Origin of the sequence: Saccharothrix sp. CCNWYY140 (assembly GCF_037401995.1) — a bacterium.
Taxonomy (GTDB): domain Bacteria; phylum Actinomycetota; class Actinomycetes; order Mycobacteriales; family Pseudonocardiaceae; genus Actinosynnema.
On the sequence record NZ_JBBEGC010000023.1, the window covers coordinates 1 to 16,106 of the forward strand.

Below are 16,106 nucleotides of genomic sequence, written 5' to 3' on the forward strand. Positions count from 1 at the left end.
GCCCTTCGGGCAGGCCATACGGTGGGGGAACCGAGGCCCTCCACTTGTAGGTGACACCTACCGCGCGCTCCGCGCGCAAAGAATCGCGCTGCGCGCGCGAAGGGCGCGCTTCGCGCGCCGTTAAGGGACCAGCACAACCTTGCCGGTGACCGTGCCCGACTCGGCGAGTGTGACCGCACGGGCGACCTCCACCAGCGGGACACGTGCTGCGACCTGTGCCCTGAGCTTCCCCTTCGCCAGCAGGTCGAACACCTGGCCAAGGTCGCGGCGCAGGGCAGCGCGGAATGCCGCCGGCCGGCGCTTACCCGCCCAGATGTTGAAGAACGTGGCCCGGTGGCCGTTGGGTAGGGCGTTCCACAGCATCAAACGAGCGAACAGCTTGAGCACCGGCAGCCGCGACGAGCCGGGTTCGTCCCGCGTCGACGCCGTGCCATAAGCCACGAGCGTGCCGCGCGGGGCCAGCAGCCGGTAAGAGTCGACGATGCCCGGACCACCGACATGGTCGAACACAGCGTCCACACCGCCCGGTGCCAGCTCCCGGACGCGGCCGGCAAGGTCGGTGTCCCGGTAGTCGATCGGAATCGCCCCCAAGGCTCGAACGGTGTCGTGGTGGCGGGGTGAAGCGGTGCCGATCACCTCCGCCCCGGCCAAACGTGCGAGCTGGACGAGGGTCGAGCCGACGCCGCCGTTGGCTCCGTGCACCAGGACCGTCTGTCCCTTTCGGACTCGGGCGATGGTGTGCAGCATCCGCCAAGCCGTGATCCCGTTGACCACGAACGCCTCAGCCTCCGCCGGATCGACCCCATCAGGAACAGGAACCAGGTCGGCCGCGTCGAGCAGCACGTGGTCCGCCCAGCCGCCGGTCTTGGTCAGTGCGGCGAACCGTCCTCCGGCCAGGGCCTCCGCACCCGGGCCGGTCGCGACGACGGTGCCGACCAGGTCGTAGCCGGGCACGAAGGGGAACGGGGGCTGGTCGTAGTACTTCCCCCGGCGCATCTGCTGTTCGGCGAACGACACACCGCTCGCCTCGACCCGGACCACGACCTGCCCGGCGGCGGGGGAGGGCAGGTCGCGGTGGCGCAGTTCGAGTCCGTCCGGGTCGACGGTGCCGGGCAGGACGACTTCGAATGCACGCATCGGGTCTCCTAGTGTGTGGTCGGTCAGTCACTCTCCTTGGCGCTGTGGCTCCAGGGAAACCAAGCAGCGCCGGGATCTATGACTGATTAAACACTCATACTTTGCGCCGGGTCAAGGGAGCCGGCCGCCACCTGCTGGTTTGCCGGGGCACGCCGGGTGCGGAGGTGGTGCACCAGCACGGTCACCGTGGCCGCGAGGAAGACCAGCTGCATGAGGGTTCGCGGCACCAGTGCGTCACCGAAAGCGGGGGAGATGCCCTTGATGGCGGCATAGACATTCGCCGGGAACATCCCGACCAGCATCGCCGTCAACCCCGCCGCCGCCCACGGCGCGGTCCGGTGCCACAGCACCCCCGCCGCCCCCGCGAGCTCCAGCAACCCCGTCACGGTGATCACCAACTCGGGAGCGGGAACGACCGGCGGCACCATCGCGATCAACTCCTCCCTCATCCCGATGAAGTGCGCCATCCCGGTCGCGGTGAACATCGCCGCGACACCGCCCTGCACGGCGAACGGCCAGGCGGGCACGCGGCCGACTCCCATCGCCCGCAGACCGGCCAGGACGAGGGTGACGAGGACGAGGATCACGAGCGGGGCCATGACGGAACTCCTTCGGGCAGCACTTCGGCATCACGAACTTGACACTGACAAGATGCCTGAGGTTACGCAATCTTGTCAATGTCTAGATCCGCTAGGCTGCCCGACGTGACCAGCGCCCGCCCGTACCACCACGGCGACCTGCGCCGAGCCGTCCTCGACGCCGCCGTCGACGTGATCACCGAGCACGGACCCGGCGGCGTCGGTCTGCGCGACCTCGCGCGGCGGGTGGGGGTGTCGCACGCAGGCCCGGTGCACCACTTCAAGGACAAAGCGGGCCTGTTGACGGCGCTGGCGGCCGAGGGCTTCGAGATGCTGGCCGACCGGCTGGAGGAGACCAAGGCCGCCGGCGGGGACTTCGTCGAGGTCGGCACGGCCTACGTGCGGTTCGCGGTCGAGCACCGGGCGCACTTCGAGGTGATGTTCCGGCCCGACCTCTACCACGCCCACGACCCAGCGGTGGAGGCTGCGCGTACGCGGGCGGGGGCCGTGCTGGCCGACGGGGTCGCTGACCAGCCGGACCCGGAGTTGGCCTCGGCTGCGGCCTGGTCGATCACGCACGGCTTCGCGACCCTGTGGAACACCGGGGTGCTGGAACGCCCCGGCCACGACCCGATCGAGCTGGCTCGGGCCGTGGCCGGGTTCCTGTTCAGGGACCAGGGGACGGGTCAGACCCCCGCCTAGCCGGCGAAGGCCGGACGGTCAGGCCCCCACGTAATCCGCCAGGTGCCGACCGGTCAGCGTCGAACGGGCGGCGACCAGGTCGGCGGGAGTGCCCTCGAAGACGACCTTGCCGCCGTCGTGGCCCGCGCCCGGCCCGAGGTCGATGATCCAGTCCGCGTGCGCCATGACCGCCTGGTGGTGCTCGATGACGATGACCGACTTGCCCGCGTCCACCAGCCGGTCCACCAGCGCCAGCAACTGCTCGACGTCCGCCAGGTGCAAGCCGGTGGTCGGCTCGTCCAGCACGTAGACCCCGCCCTTGTCGGCCATGTGCGTGGCCAGCTTGAGCCGTTGCCGCTCACCGCCGGACAGCGTGGTCAGCGGCTGGCCCAGGGACAGGTACCCGAGGCCGACGTCCGCCAGCCGCCGCAGGACCGCGTGCGCGGCGGGGGTGTGCGCGTCGGAACCGGGACCGAAGAACTCGTCCGCCTCGGTCACCGACATCGCCAGCACCTCGCTGATGTCGCGCCCGCCGAGGTGGTACTTCAGCACCGACGCCTGGAACCGCTTGCCCTCGCACTCCTCGCACGTCACCGCCACCCCGGCCATGATCCCCAGGTCGGTGTAGGTCACGCCCGCGCCGTTGCAGGTCGGGCACGCGCCCTCGGAGTTGGCGCTGAACAGGGCCGGCTTCACGCCGTTGGCCTTGGCGAAGGCCTTGCGGATCGGCTCCAGCAGACCGGTGTAGGTGGCGGGGTTGCTGCGCCGTGAGCCGCGGATCGCGGTCTGGTCCACCGACACCACACCCTCGGCCGGCATGGACCCGTGCACCAGCGAGCTCTTGCCCGACCCCGCCACGCCGGTCACCACGACCAGCACGCCGAGCGGGATGTCCACGTCGACGTCCTGGAGGTTGTGCCGCGTGGCGCCGCGGATCTCCAGCACGCCGCTGGGCTCGCGCACCTCCGCCTTGAGCTTCGCCCGGTCGTCCAGGTGGCGGCCGGTGACGGTGCCGCTGGACCGCAGGCCCTGAACCGTGCCCTCGAAGCACACCGTGCCGCCGCCCGTGCCCGCGCCCGGCCCGAGGTCGACGACGTGGTCGGCGATCGCGATGGCGTCCGGCTTGTGCTCCACGACCAGCACGGTGTTGCCCTTGTCCCGCAACCGCAGCAGCAGGTCGTTCATGCGCTTGATGTCGTGCGGGTGCAGGCCGATGGTGGGCTCGTCGAACACGTAGGTGACGTCGGTCAGCGACGACCCGAGGTGCCGGATCATCTTCACGCGCTGCGCCTCGCCGCCCGACAGCGTGCCGGACGGACGGTCCAGCGACAGGTACCCCAGTCCGATCTCGACGAACGAGTCCAGCGTGTGCCGCAACGCGGTCAGCAGCGGCGCGACCGAAGGCTCCTTCAGCCCGCTGACCCACTCGGCGAGGTCGGTGATCTGCATGGCGCACGCCTGCGCGATGTTGATGCCCTTGACCTTGGACTTGCGCGCCTCGGCGCTCAGCCGCGTGCCCTCGCAGTCGGGACAGGTGGCGAAGGTGATCGCCCGGTCCACGAACGCGCGGATGTGCGGCTGCATCGCCTCCTTGTCCTTGGACAGCATGGACTTCTGGATCTTGGGGATCAGGCCCTCGTAGGTCAGGTTGATCCCGTCGACCTTGATCTTCGTGGGCTCCTTGTACAGCAGGTCGTGCAGTTCGCGCTTGTTGTACTTGCGGATCGGCTTGTCCGGGTCGAAGAAGCCGCACCCGCGGAAGATCCGGCCGAACCAGCCGTCCATGCTGTAGCCGGGGATGGTCAGCGCGCCGTCGTTGAGCGACTTGGCGTCGTCGTAGAGGGCGGTGAGGTCGAAGTCGGTGACCGAGCCGACGCCTTCGCAGCGCGGGCACATGCCGCCCAGCCGCTCGAACGTCGCCTTCTCCGCCTTGGTCTTGCCGCCGCGCTCGACGGTGATGGCGCCGCTGGCCCTCACCGAGGGGACGTTGAACGAGAACGCGCCCGGCCCACCGATGTGCGGCTTGCCCAGGCGGCTGAACAGGATGCGCAGCATCGCGTTGGCGTCGGTGGCGGTGCCCACGGTGGACCGCGGGTCCGCGCCGAGCCGCTGCTGGTCGACGATGATCGCGGTGGTCAGGCCGTCGAGCACGTCCACGTCGGGCCGAGCCAGCGTCGGCATGAAGCCCTGCACGAACGTGCTGTAGGTCTCGTTGATCAGCCGCTGCGACTCGGCCGCGATCGTGTCGAACACCAGGGAGGACTTGCCCGAGCCGGACACGCCGGTGAACACGGTCAGCCGCCGTTTGGGGATCTCCAGGCTGACGTCCTTGAGGTTGTTCACGCGTGCTCCGTGCACGCGGATCATCTCGTGGGTGTCGGCCGGGTGCGGTGTCACCGGCGTCTTGGACTTGCTCATGGTCTCCCCATCTGCTCGTGCGCGCGTCGAGCTCGCGGACGCAAGGCTATATATGCGCAGATGGCGACGCTTCTCGAATCCTGACCGGTCAGCCCAGCTCCGCCCGCACCAGCGGCAGCACCTCGGTGCCCAGCAGCTCGATGGACTCCATGACCAGCTTGTGCGGCACGCCCGACCAGTCCATCTGCATCGCGTACCGGTCCGCGCCGACCAGCCGGCCGACGGAGATCATCCGCTCGGCGATCTCCTGCGGGCTGCCCGCGAAGATGGACTGGGCGCCGGCGGTCCAGGCGTCGTACTCGGCGCGGGACGGGATGGTCCAGCCGCGGGCGCGGGCGCCGTACTTCATGGTCTCCAGCCAGTACGGGTAGAAGGAGTCCTTGGCGTCCTGGGAGCGGCGCGAGATCAACCCGATCGCGCTCATGGTCACTTCCAGCTCGGTGTGCCCGCCGGCGTCGCCCGCGCGCCGGTACAGGTCCACCAGCGGCGCGAACCGCTCCGGCTCGCCGCCGATGATCGCGTAGACCACGGGCAGACCGAGCAGGCCCGCGCGGATCGACGACTCGGGGTTGCCGCCGGTGCCGACCGAGATGCGGAGCTTGTCGCCGTAGGGGCGGGGGAAGACGTGGGCGTTGTTCAGCGGCGCGCGGAAGCGGCCGGACCAGGTGATCGGGTTCTCCCGGTCCAGGTGCAGCAGCAGGGCCAGCTTCTCCTCGTACAGCTCGTCGTAGTCCTCCAGGCTGGCGCCGAACAGCGGGAAGGACTCGGTGAACGACCCGCGCCCGGCGAGCAGCTCGGCGCGGCCCCGGCTGAGCTGGTCCAGGGTGGTGAACTGCTGGTAGACCCGCACCGGGTCCTCGGTGCTCAGCACGGTGACGGCGCTGCTGAGCGTGATGTTCGTGGTCACGCTCGCGGCGGCGGCGAGGACCGTGCCGGGGTTGGAGATCGCGTACTGCTCCAGGTGGTGCTCGCCCAGGCCGTAGAAGCCCAGTCCCAGCTCGTCGGCGAGCTTGATCCGCTCCAGCTGCTGAGCCAGGGCGTCGGCGACGGACACCTGCTCGCCGGTGGTCGGGTCCGGGTGGCGGTCGGCGAAGCTGTAGACCCCGAGCTGCATGCTGTTTGACACGGGATCACTCTATCACCGGATAGTTGAGAGTTCAGCTAAGACGGTTCTCAGAAACCGTACGCTAGCGTATGGACCGGCCGCCGTACGGTGGCGTATGGAGGTGTCTGATGACGGTATTGGCGCTGGTCACAGCGGTGGTGCTGGGTGCGGTCGGGGTGCTGCACGTGGTGTGGATGTTCTCGCCGTGGCCGCTGCGGACCCGCGAGGAGTTCGCCCGGCGGGTGGTGGACGTGCCGGTGGAGCGGCTGCCGTCCCCGCCGCTGACCGCCGCCGTGGCGGTCGCGCTCGGCCTGGCCGCGTACCTCGTGGTGGGTCGGGCCGGGGTGGTGGGGGTGCCGGGTCCGGAGTGGGTGCCGGTCGTCGGGTCGGCCGGTGTCGCGGCGGTGATGCTGCTGCGCGGCGCGGGCGGGCTGGCCGTGTCGACGCGCAAGGACACCGAGTTCGCCCGGCTCGACGTTCGGGTGTACTCGCCGCTGTGCCTGGCCTTGGCCGCGGCCACCGCGCTGGTCGCGTTCGGCGGTTAGGGAATCTTCGCACTCATAGCGAATGCGCAGCGCGTCCTTCGCGCGCGGAGCGCGCGGTAGGTGTCACCTACAAGTGGAGGGCCATACGGTGGGGGAACCGACGCCCTTCACCCCCCATCGGTGGTCTCCCTGCTAGCTTTTGATCTTGAGAGCGCGCCAGCGCGTTCGGCTTGAGAGCGAAGCGTCGCGTTTAAAGATCTAGAAGAGCTTGAAAAGAGCCCCCCGGCGGACTGCCCACTCGGCACGGCAGGTCAAGGGCCTGCTTCGTCTGGGCAGCTTCGTCTGGTCGGGACCGAGGTGCGTCTTGGGCTCGTGCGGTTAAGGTCGGCCCGTGGTGGAGATCAGGCCCGCGACGGCCGCCGACGTGCCCGAGGTGGCCCGCATCTGGCACTCCGGGTGGGCGGACGGGCACCTCGGTCACGTGCCGGAGGAGCTGGTCCGCGCGCGCACGCCGGAGTCGTTCGCCGAGCGCGCCGCGGACCTGGTCGACCGCACCGCCGTGGCGGTCGTGGGCGGGCGGGTGGCCGGGTTCGTGATGGTCGAGGGGGACGAGGTCGAGCAGGTCTACGTGTCCGCCGACCACCGGGGCGGCGGCGTGGCCGGCGTGCTGCTGGCCGAGGCGGAGCGCAGGGTCGCCGCCGACCACGACACCGCGTGGCTGGCCGTGGTCGCCGGCAACACCCGCGCCCGCCGGTTCTACGAGCGGCACGGCTGGACCGACGGGGGTCCGTTCGTCCACCAGGCACCGGGCGGCATCCCCGTGCCCGCCCACCGCTACGTCAAGCGGCTGCCCGAGGCGGTCAGCAGGAACGCAGGCGACGACCAGTAGTCGAACAGCGGCTCCAGCCGGACGTCGGTGAACCCGGCCCGTCCCAGCTGCGCCGCCCACGACGTGGCCGGTTGCTCCCAGGTCGACCGCTTCGCGCCCGGCAGCAACTGCCCGGTCAACACCGGCATCAGGAACCCCTGCGCCACCAGGTCCCGGTCCTCGCCGTACTCGGCCAACCCGCGCTCGTACGTCTCCGCCAGGAACTTCAGCCGCTCTTCGCCGTCCAGGTCGGGCACGTCGAACTCCACCAGCGCCAGCTTCCCGACCCGGGACGCCAACGCGGCCAGCACCACGTCCCGCTCCTCGTGCGGCAGCGCGTGCAGCGCGAAGGTCGACTGGACCAGGTCCACCTCCCCGGTGTCGGCGAGGAACTCCTCCACCCGGACGTTCCGGGCGTCCACCACCAGCTCTTCGACGCCCCGAAGCCGCTCCACCGCCCCCGCCAACAACGCGGCCGAGGGCTCCACCAACGTCACCTTCCGGGGCCGGTGCCGAGCCTTCTCCAGCGACGGCACCAAGGCCCGCCCGTCCCCGCACCCGATGTCCACCACCCAGCGGGGCTTGTCGGCGTCGTACAGGCCCGCCAACGCTCGTGCGACCGCTCGGTAGAGCCCCACGTTCCCGCCGCCGTCGATGAAGGCGGTGAACGCGGCGGGCTGGTCGTAGACGCTGCCGTCGGCGTCACTGGCGAGGTAGGCCGCCAACGCGCGGCCCACTTCCCCGTCACTCGCGGCAGCGGCCTCGGCCGCCCGCTCACGCTCACCTTCGGTCAACGCCCGCAACGCATCGATGATCGTCACAGGACCCAGCTTGACACGCCCTTGTCACCAGCCGGTCAGCCCGGCCCCATACGGGTAGAGGGGGTTGCCGTACGTGGTCGGGACCGGCCGCCCCGCGTCGATGTGGGCGCGGATCTCCGCCCGCTGCGCCGCCGTGGCGCCCAGGTCGTACGGCAGGTCCCAGTGCTCGACCGTGTCCGCCGGCACGTCCGTCCCACCGGGCCGCAGCACGTCGGACACCGCCCGCGGCAACTGCCACGGCAGCTTCCCGCGCGGTGCATAGTCACCGAACAGCAACCCGGCGGTCGCCGGCCCCATCTCCTCGCCACCCCGGTAGGTCACGACCACGGCACTGGCCAGGTCCTGCCACTCCGTGATCACGTACGGCCGTGGCATCACGAGCACGACGACCACCGGGATCCCCTGCTGCTGGAACCCCCGGATCAACGCCACCTGGTCGGCCGGCAGGTAGGGCTGTTCCTTCGGCCAGTTCGTCGCGTGCGTGTAGGACGCCTCGCCGACCGCCACCACCGCGAGCTTCGGCGACGGCCCGGAGTCCTGGTACACGTTCACCCCGGCCCGCGCCGCCCGCGCCCGGATCGCGTCCAACACGGTCAGCGACCCGTACTCCTGGTGGAAGTAGCTGGTCCAGATGCAGCAAGCGGCCGTGTCGGCGGCGCGCGGCCCGGCGACCACGATGTTGTCCCCGGCGTTGAGCCGCACCGGCAGCACGCCGTTGTTCTTCAGCACCGTCAACGACTCGCGTGACGCCTGGTTCGCCAACGCCGCGTACTCCGGCTTGTGGAACCGGTACGGCCCGTTCACCGGGTCCCCGTAGGGGTTCTCGAAGATCCCGAGCTTGAACTTCAGCCGCAGCACCCGCCGCACCGCGTCGTCGATCCGCGCGGCCGGCACGGCGGCGGTGAACTGCGCCAACGAGAACCCGGTCGCGCCCGGGTCCGCGCCGCCCATCACGTCCGACCCGGCGTTGGCCGCTCCGATCCACGACCCCGACGGCAGCCAGTCGGTGGTGATCAGCCCGGTGTAGCCGAGGTTCTGCCGCAGGTAGGCCAGGATCTTCGCGCTGTCGCCGGCGCCCGGACCGCCCGGGTCCAGCAGCGAACTGCCCGCGTAGCCCGGCATGATGTTGACCGCGCCGGCCTCCATCGCCGCCCGGAACGGCAGCAGGTGGTACTTGATCGTCACCTCGTCGAACACGATCAGCGCCTCACCGCCCGCGCCCTCGCCCGGCCAGTGCTTCACCGTGGCCAGCACGGACGCCGGGTTCAGCTCCGGCCCGCCCTGCAACCCGGCCACCAGCGCCCGCACCTGGGCGGCGGCCACGTCGGCGTTCTCGCCGTTGCCCTCCTGGATGCGCGGGTAGATCACCTTCGTGCCGACCTCGGCCAACGGCCCGAGCACCCCGCGCGTCCCGACCTCCAGCTGTTCGCGGCGCTGCATGTCGCCCAGCCGGTAGTCCAGCGGGTAGTTCTTGGCCGCCGCCAACGCGCTCTGCAACGGGTAGGTGGTCTTGTAGCCCGCGATCGTGTCGCCGGCGGACACGAACGGGATGCCCAGCCGGGTCCCGGACGACGCCAGCAGCGCGGCGTGCAGGTCCTGCGCCTCGGCGGGGCCGAAGTGCCAGCCCGCCCTGGCGAACGCCTGCGCGTTGTAGAACATCTGGAAGGCCTTCTCTTCGGCCGTCATGCGCCCGAGGAGGTCTTCCACCCGTGCCTCGACCGGCCGTCGCCAGTCCTCGTACGGCTCGATGGTGCCGTTCTTGTTCAGGTCACGGCTGCCGTTGACGATCCTGGTGCCGTCGTTGACCGTCGACAGGGTCGGCAGGTAGAGGCTGAACGTGCGGATCGTGGAGGCTTGCGTGGCGCCTGATGCGTCCACGGCGACCACGAACCACTTGTAGGTCCACCGGTCGGCTATGTCCCATGTGGGTGTGTAAGTGGTGCCCGTGGGTTCGGCGACCTTGGTGTAGAGGTCGAGCAGGTTGCCGGACGCCGTGAAGTCGTAGTCGGTGCGGCTGAGGTTGAGCCACAGCTGGTACCTGGTCGCGCCGGGCACCGCCGCCCACGAGAACGCCGGGCGTCGGCTGGAGGTGACCATCGCGTTGTCGGCGGGGGCGTTGAGCGCGAACCGGCCGGTGTTCGCCGGGGCCTTCGTCGGCGGGGACAGCAGCGGGGGAGTGGTGGCCGACGTGTCGACCGTGCCGAAGACTTGCAGTTCCCACAACGAGACCCCGTAACCGGTGGCCCGCGTGACGGCGAACAGGCGCAGGTAGCGGCCGGTGCCCTGGACGGTCAGGCGTTCGGTGCCGCCCTTGGCCGTGGTGGTGCTGTAGGCGGTGGACCAGGTGGTGCCGTCGGTGGACAGCTCGATCCGGTACGCCGACGCGTAGGCGCCTTCCCAGACCAGCAGCACCTCGCGGACCGTCGCCACACCGCCGAAGTCGACGCGCAGCCACTGGTTGTCGGCGAACTGGCTGGACCAGCGGGTGGTGGTGCGGCCGTCCAGCGCGGCGGCGGGGGCGTTGCCGCCCTCCCACGACGAGGCCGTGACCTGCTGGTACTGCGAGATCGGGGTGCCGGTGGCCGGGGCGGAGGTGCCGTAGACGCGGAACTCCCACAGCGAGTAGCCCCAGCCGGTGGCGCGGGTGGTGCCTACCAGGCGCACGTACCGGCCGGTGCCTGAGACGGCCAGGTCTTGTGTGCCGCCTGTGCCGTTGGTGGTGGTGTGCACGGTCGTCCACGTGGTGGCGTCGGGCGAGGTCTCGATACGGAACGCACTGGCGTAGGCGTTCTCCCACTGGAGGGTGACGCGGCTGAGCACGGCGGGCGTGCCGAGGTCGACCTGGAGCCACTGCGGGTCGCTGAACGCGCTGGACCACCGCGTGCCCGGGTCGCCGTCCGTGGCGGCCGAGGCGGGGGTGCCGGCGTTCTCCACGGAGGACGCGGAGGTGGGTTTTCCTTGGGACAGCAGTGCTTCCGCCTGACCTTGCGCGCCCGTGGCGGTGAGCAGGGTGGAGAGCAGCAGGGCGGCGAGGAGGGCGGTCAGGAGTGTTCTCGGGCGCGCGGCCGGCATGGCGACTCCAGGGTGGCAGGGTGGGAGAGCGCTCTCTCACCCAGCGAACCGCCGCCCGCCGGCCACCGTCAAGGTCGTGGGGAACCGGTTTCCGAGCGTCCGTCGCACTGTTCCGGACCAGGTGCCCGGATACCGCAATTTCGGAGTTTTCCGCGTTCTGCGGCGTTCCGCGGCGACCAGCGCGGATCCCGGCCGCACCTCACCCGCACGGCGTCGCGAGGGGCCGGACGGGTGAGGGTGCGTTGGGGCGTGTGGGTGCGGGCGGATGGCGCAACCCCTTGTCCGGCAATGGGTTTCGCGTTGTAGGCCGGTAACGGTGCCTTGGTGGGGGCCGATGGGCGGCGTGGAGTGCCGGGGAGTCTCCGGCCCGGTGGAAGGCGGGAATCATGGCGTTGTCCGGTGCGGCCAGACGCGGGACCGCGTGGCTGCCGGTGCTGCTCGTGCTCGCCGCCCTGCTCACGCCGTGGAGCCCGCCGGCTGTCGCCCAGCCGGGCGCGTTCTCGGTCGAGTTCACCGATGTCCCGGGCGCGGTGGTCGGGACGCGGTACTCCTTCGGCGGGACCGCCGCCGACGCCGTCAGCGTCGAGGTCTCCACGGACGGCGGTGCGCGCTGGCTGTCGGCGGCGTTGGAGGCGGGCGCGTGGCGGCACGCGTTCACCCCGACCGCGTCCGGCCCGGCCGAGCTGCGCGTCCGCGCCTACGACCAGGGCGGAGCCGTCGCCACGGCCTCGGCGACCGTCGACGTGGCACCCCGGGTCTGCCCGTGCGGCCTGTGGACGGACGAGGACCGGCCCCGCGTCGAGGACCTGTCCGACGGCGCGGCCCTGGAGCTCGGGGTGCGGTGGCGCGCGGCGTCCGATGGCTACGTGCGCGGCGTGCGCTTCTACAAGGGACCGGGCAACACCGGCACCCACACCGGCAGCTTGTGGACGGCGTCCGGTGAGCTGCTGGCGACCGGCACATTCCGCGACGAGACCGCGGCGGGCTGGCAGACCCTGCTGTTCGCGCAGCCGGTCGCGGTCGCGGGCAACACCACCCACGTCGTGTCCTACCTGTCGCCCACCGGCCACTTCTCCGCCGACACCGGCTACTTCACCGACTCCGCGCGCCACCTGGAGCCGCTGACCGGCCTGCGCAGCGGCGTGGAGGGCGTGAACGGCGTGTTCCGGTCCGGGAAGGGTTTCCCCAGCCAGGGCTCGCAGAACGCCAACTACTGGGTGGACGTCCTGTGGGCGCCCGAACCCGGCGCCGACACCCGCGCGCCCGAGCCGGCGGCGACCGACCCGTCCGCCGGCACCGGCAGCGTCCCGCTCACCGGCGCGATCACCGCGACCTACGACGAGGTGGTCGACCCGGCGTCGGCGACCCTGGCGGTGACCGGCCCGAACGGCGACGTCCCCGGCACCACGTCCGTCACCGGCACGATCGTGCGCTTCACCCCGACAAGCGCTTTGAGCCCTGCGACCACCTACACGGCCACCGCGCGTGCCCGTGACGCGTCCGGCAACCAGTCCTCTCCGCACAACTGGGTGTTCACGACAGGTTCGCCGCGTGCGAGTGCCTGCCCCTGCTCGGTCTGGGACGACTTCGCCCGGCCCGCCGAAGCTGCGGCCTTGGACACCGCCCCGGTGGAGTTGGGCACCAAGGTCCGGTTCGCCGGTCGCGGCGAGGTGCTGGGCGTCCGCTTCTACAAGGGGCCGGGGAACACCGGTACCCACACCGGCTCGCTGTGGTCGTCGGACGGCCTGCTGCTGGCGTCTGGCACCTTCACGGACGAGACGACAACCGGTTGGCAGACCTTGACTTTCCTGCACCCGGTGAGCGTGCAGGCGAACACCACCTACGTCGTGTCGTACTTCGCGCCGCGCGGCCGGTACTCGGTCAGCCCGGACTTCTTCGCCGCCGAGGCGGGCTACGGCCCGGTCCGTGCTTTGTCGAGCGGGACCGATGGCCCCAACGGCGTCTACCGCTACGGCGGCGGTTTCCCGGCCGAGACCTACAACCGTGCGAACTACTGGGTGGACGTGATCTACCGCAACGGTCTCAACGGTGACACCACCGCGCCGACCCTGGAGTCCCGCACGCCCGTCGCCGAGGCTGTTCCCCTCTCCGGGGCGGTGTCCCTGACCTACTCCGAACTCATGGACCCGGCGTCACCGCGGGTGTGGCTCACCGATCCCGCGGGCGCGACCCTCCACGGCACGACCCGCTTGTCCGACGACCAGAAAACCGTTACCTGGCAACCCACTGCGCCTCTGGCTCCGGGTACCCGCTACACCGTCACCGCCATCGCCGCCGACCTGAATGGCAACGCGTCCTCGCCTGCGACCTGGCCGCTCACTACCGACCAGACTCCGGCGTGCCCGTGTTCGTTGTTCAGTGGTGCCACCGTGCCGACGACGACTTCGGCTGCGGACAGCGGTTCTTATGAGCTGGGCGTGCGCTTCAAGGTCGCCTACAACGGCCATGTGACCGGTGTGCGCTTCTACAAGGGCGCGGGTAACACCGGCACGCACACGGGCACCTTGTGGACCACTACCGGCGCCCCGCTCGCCACCGGCACCTTCACCAACGAGACCGCCACGGGTTGGCAGACGTTGCTCTTCGACACCCCGGTCCCAGTCCGAGCCGGCAACACTTACGTGGCCTCTTACACCGCTCCCAACGGCCACTACGCGGTGAACCACAACTACTTCCAGTCCCTGGACGTGACTTCACCGCCCCTTACCGCACCTCGGAACGCTTGGGACACCCCGAACGGCGTGTATGCGGCAGGCGGCGGCTTCCCCACCACGGTCCACCAGGGCAACAACTACTGGGTCGACGTGACCTACACGTTCAGCGGCGACCAGATCCCGCCGGTGGGTCAGGGCCACACCCCGCTCCCGGACGCCCAGGAAGTGGACCTGAACACCCCTCTGACCGCGACCTACGACGAGCCGATCGACCTGACCGCCACGACGTTTGTCGTCCAGGACTCCGGCGGCGCTCCCATCACCGGCACCCTGACCCGCACTCCGGACGGCCACACCGCCACCTGGACTCCCGCCGCTCCGCTATCGCCCAACACCAGGCACACCGTCCGCGTCCGGGCGACTGACGAGACCGGCAGCCCCGCGCCGGAGTTGGCGTGGGCCTTCTCCACAACCACAACGCAGACGTGCCCGTGCACGCTGTTCAGCGCAGCGGCGACGCCGGCGCAGTTGTGGAACCCCTACACCCAGATCCACAACGTGGGCGTGCAGTTCACCCCGACCACCGACGGCACCATCACCGCGATCCGCTTCTACAAGGGCTCGATCGACGACGGTCCTCACACGGCCTCCTTGTGGACGGCCGGTGGTGAGTTGGTGGCCGCGGAGACCGTCGATTCGACCGCCGGGCCGGGCTGGCAGACCGTGACCCTGGCGACCCCCGTGCCGGTGACGGCCGGGACGACCTACGTCGCCGGCCGAACCGTCCCCAGCGGCCATCCGCCGATCACGGAGTCCTACTTCACCGGCAACCCGTTGACCAGGACCCCGTTGACCACTCCCGCCGGCACGTCCAACGGCCTGCTCGGCGGGTCGGACATGCCGACCCAGGTCTCGACGACCGGCGTGAACTACTGGGTGGACGTCGTCTTCACGACCCCCTGACCGCACGCCCCTCCGACCCGCGCTCGCCCGACCCGCGCTCGCCCGACCCGCGCTCGCCCGACCCGCGCTCGCCCGACCCGCGGGCCTCTGACCCGCGACCGCCCGACCGGCGTCCGCGTTCGACCAGGACGGAGGCTCCCGCCACGGCCAGTCCGGCCAAGCTCAACACCACGCCGACCCAAGCGGTGGACGTGTAGCCCCATCCCCACGCGATCGCCAGGCCGCCCAGCCACGCGCCCGCGCCGTTGGCGACGTTCAACGCCGAGTGGTTGGACGACGACGCCAGCGAGGGCGCATCGGGCGACGCGTCCATCAACCGCACCTGCAACGCCGACGCCAGCACCTGCGACACGAAGCCGAGGAGCAGCACCGTCCCGAAGGCCGCCACCGGCCAGTGCGCGGTCAGACCGAACAGGGCGAGCACCGCCGTCACCGCCACCAGCGAGCCGAACACCGAACCGGTCACCGACCGGTCCACAAAACGGCCACCGAGCGTCGCGCCCAGCGTCATACCCAGGCCGAACGCGGCGAGCATCCACGGCACGGCCGCCTCGGGCAGGCCTGCGACCTCCGTGGTGACGGGGGAGATGTAGGAGTAGACGGCGAACATGCCGCCGAACCCGACCATGCCCGTGACCAGCGCAAACCACACCTGAGGACGGCGGAACGCCCGAAGTTCCGCTCGGATGGTCGCATCATGTGACTTGGGCATGTGCGGAAGCCACATGATCAGAGTCACGGCAGTGATGGCGGCGATCACCGCCACCGCCGCGTACGCGGCACGCCACCCGATCTGCTGGCCGGCGGCCGTGGCCAGGGGGACGCCGACCAGGTTCGCCACGGTCAGACCGACCATCACTCGGGCGACGGCGGTGCCACGTCGCTCCGGCGGCACGAGGGCGGCGGCCACCACGGCGGCGATTCCGAAGTAGGCGCCGTGCGGCAGTCCGGCCAGGAACCGGGCCGCCATGAGCGCCGTGGTCGACGGTGCGACCGCCGACAGGCCGTTGCCCACGGCCAGCGCGATGGTGAGTCCGATGAGCAGGCCCTTGCGCGGCAGGCGTGCGGCCAGGCCGGCGATCAGCGGTGCGCCGACGACCACGCCGAGCGCGTACAGGCTGATGGCGTGGCCCGCGGTGGGGATGGAGATGTCGAAGGTCTGCGCCATCTGCGGCAGCAGGCCCATCGTGGCGAACTCGGTGGTGCCGATGCCGAACCCGCCGAGCGCCAGAGCGCCCATCGCGGCGGTGACGCCCTTGGGCGGGGCGGGGGTGGACGGCGTGGCCGTGACCGTCATGCGGAT

The 16,106-nt window shown here is 70.8% G+C and carries 11 protein-coding genes; 4 read left to right on the forward strand and 7 right to left on the reverse strand.

Translation table 11 applies throughout. The features are described 5' to 3' along the window. Positions 1-120 precede the first annotated feature (120 nt). Positions 121-1,137 carry a medium chain dehydrogenase/reductase family protein gene (locus WBN91_RS13900; RefSeq protein WP_337725606.1) on the reverse strand — a complete coding sequence of 339 codons (1,017 nt, stop codon included), beginning with the start codon at positions 1,135-1,137 and terminating at the stop codon, positions 121-123. Positions 1,138-1,223: 86 nt separating this feature from the next. Further along, positions 1,224-1,736, reverse strand: a complete 513-nt coding sequence (locus WBN91_RS13905; protein WP_337725605.1) for a DoxX family protein — start codon at positions 1,734-1,736, stop codon at positions 1,224-1,226. A 78-nt stretch (positions 1,737-1,814) separates the two neighbouring features. Here WBN91_RS13905 and WBN91_RS13910 point away from each other — a divergent pair, with 78 nt between their 5' ends. Further along, positions 1,815-2,417, forward strand: coding sequence for a TetR/AcrR family transcriptional regulator (locus WBN91_RS13910; protein WP_443217720.1), 603 nt, complete (start codon positions 1,815-1,817; stop codon positions 2,415-2,417). A gap of 18 nt (positions 2,418-2,435) precedes the next feature. On the opposite strand, the gene WBN91_RS13915 is transcribed toward WBN91_RS13910, so the two are convergent. Next, a complete protein-coding gene (locus WBN91_RS13915; RefSeq protein WP_337725603.1) occupies positions 2,436-4,814 on the reverse strand; it encodes an excinuclease ABC subunit UvrA in 2,379 nt (792 codons plus the stop codon). Positions 4,815-4,902: 88 nt separating this feature from the next. Then, positions 4,903-5,928, reverse strand: a complete 1,026-nt coding sequence (locus WBN91_RS13920) for an LLM class flavin-dependent oxidoreductase (RefSeq protein ID WP_337725609.1) — start codon at positions 5,926-5,928, stop codon at positions 4,903-4,905. 119 nt (positions 5,929-6,047) lie between these two features. Here WBN91_RS13920 and WBN91_RS13925 point away from each other — a divergent pair, with 119 nt between their 5' ends. After that, positions 6,048-6,464 (forward strand): DUF3995 domain-containing protein, encoded by a 417-nt coding sequence (locus WBN91_RS13925; protein ID WP_337725602.1) that lies wholly within the window; start codon positions 6,048-6,050, stop codon positions 6,462-6,464. A 331-nt stretch (positions 6,465-6,795) separates the two neighbouring features. Further along, positions 6,796-7,293, forward strand: a complete 498-nt coding sequence (locus WBN91_RS13930) for a GNAT family N-acetyltransferase (protein ID WP_337725601.1) — start codon at positions 6,796-6,798, stop codon at positions 7,291-7,293. On the opposite strand, the gene WBN91_RS13935 is transcribed toward WBN91_RS13930, so the two are convergent. Next, the gene (locus WBN91_RS13935; protein WP_337725600.1) at positions 7,239-8,093 is read right to left on the reverse strand and encodes a class I SAM-dependent methyltransferase; all 855 of its coding nucleotides are present in this window, start codon (positions 8,091-8,093) and stop codon (positions 7,239-7,241) included. The two genes, WBN91_RS13930 and WBN91_RS13935, sit on opposite strands and share 55 nt — an antisense overlap. A gap of 24 nt (positions 8,094-8,117) precedes the next feature. Further along, positions 8,118-11,165 (reverse strand): discoidin domain-containing protein, encoded by a 3,048-nt coding sequence (locus WBN91_RS13940; RefSeq protein WP_337725598.1) that lies wholly within the window; start codon positions 11,163-11,165, stop codon positions 8,118-8,120. A gap of 386 nt (positions 11,166-11,551) precedes the next feature. Here WBN91_RS13940 and WBN91_RS13945 point away from each other — a divergent pair, with 386 nt between their 5' ends. Next, positions 11,552-14,803 carry a DUF4082 domain-containing protein gene (locus WBN91_RS13945; protein WP_337725597.1) on the forward strand — a complete coding sequence of 1,084 codons (3,252 nt, stop codon included), beginning with the start codon at positions 11,552-11,554 and terminating at the stop codon, positions 14,801-14,803. Here WBN91_RS13945 and WBN91_RS13950 read toward each other — a convergent pair. Continuing rightward, a complete protein-coding gene (locus WBN91_RS13950; RefSeq protein ID WP_337725596.1) occupies positions 14,790-16,100 on the reverse strand; it encodes an MFS transporter in 1,311 nt (436 codons plus the stop codon). The genes WBN91_RS13945 and WBN91_RS13950 overlap by 14 nt on opposite strands. Positions 16,101-16,106: the final 6 nt, after the last annotated feature.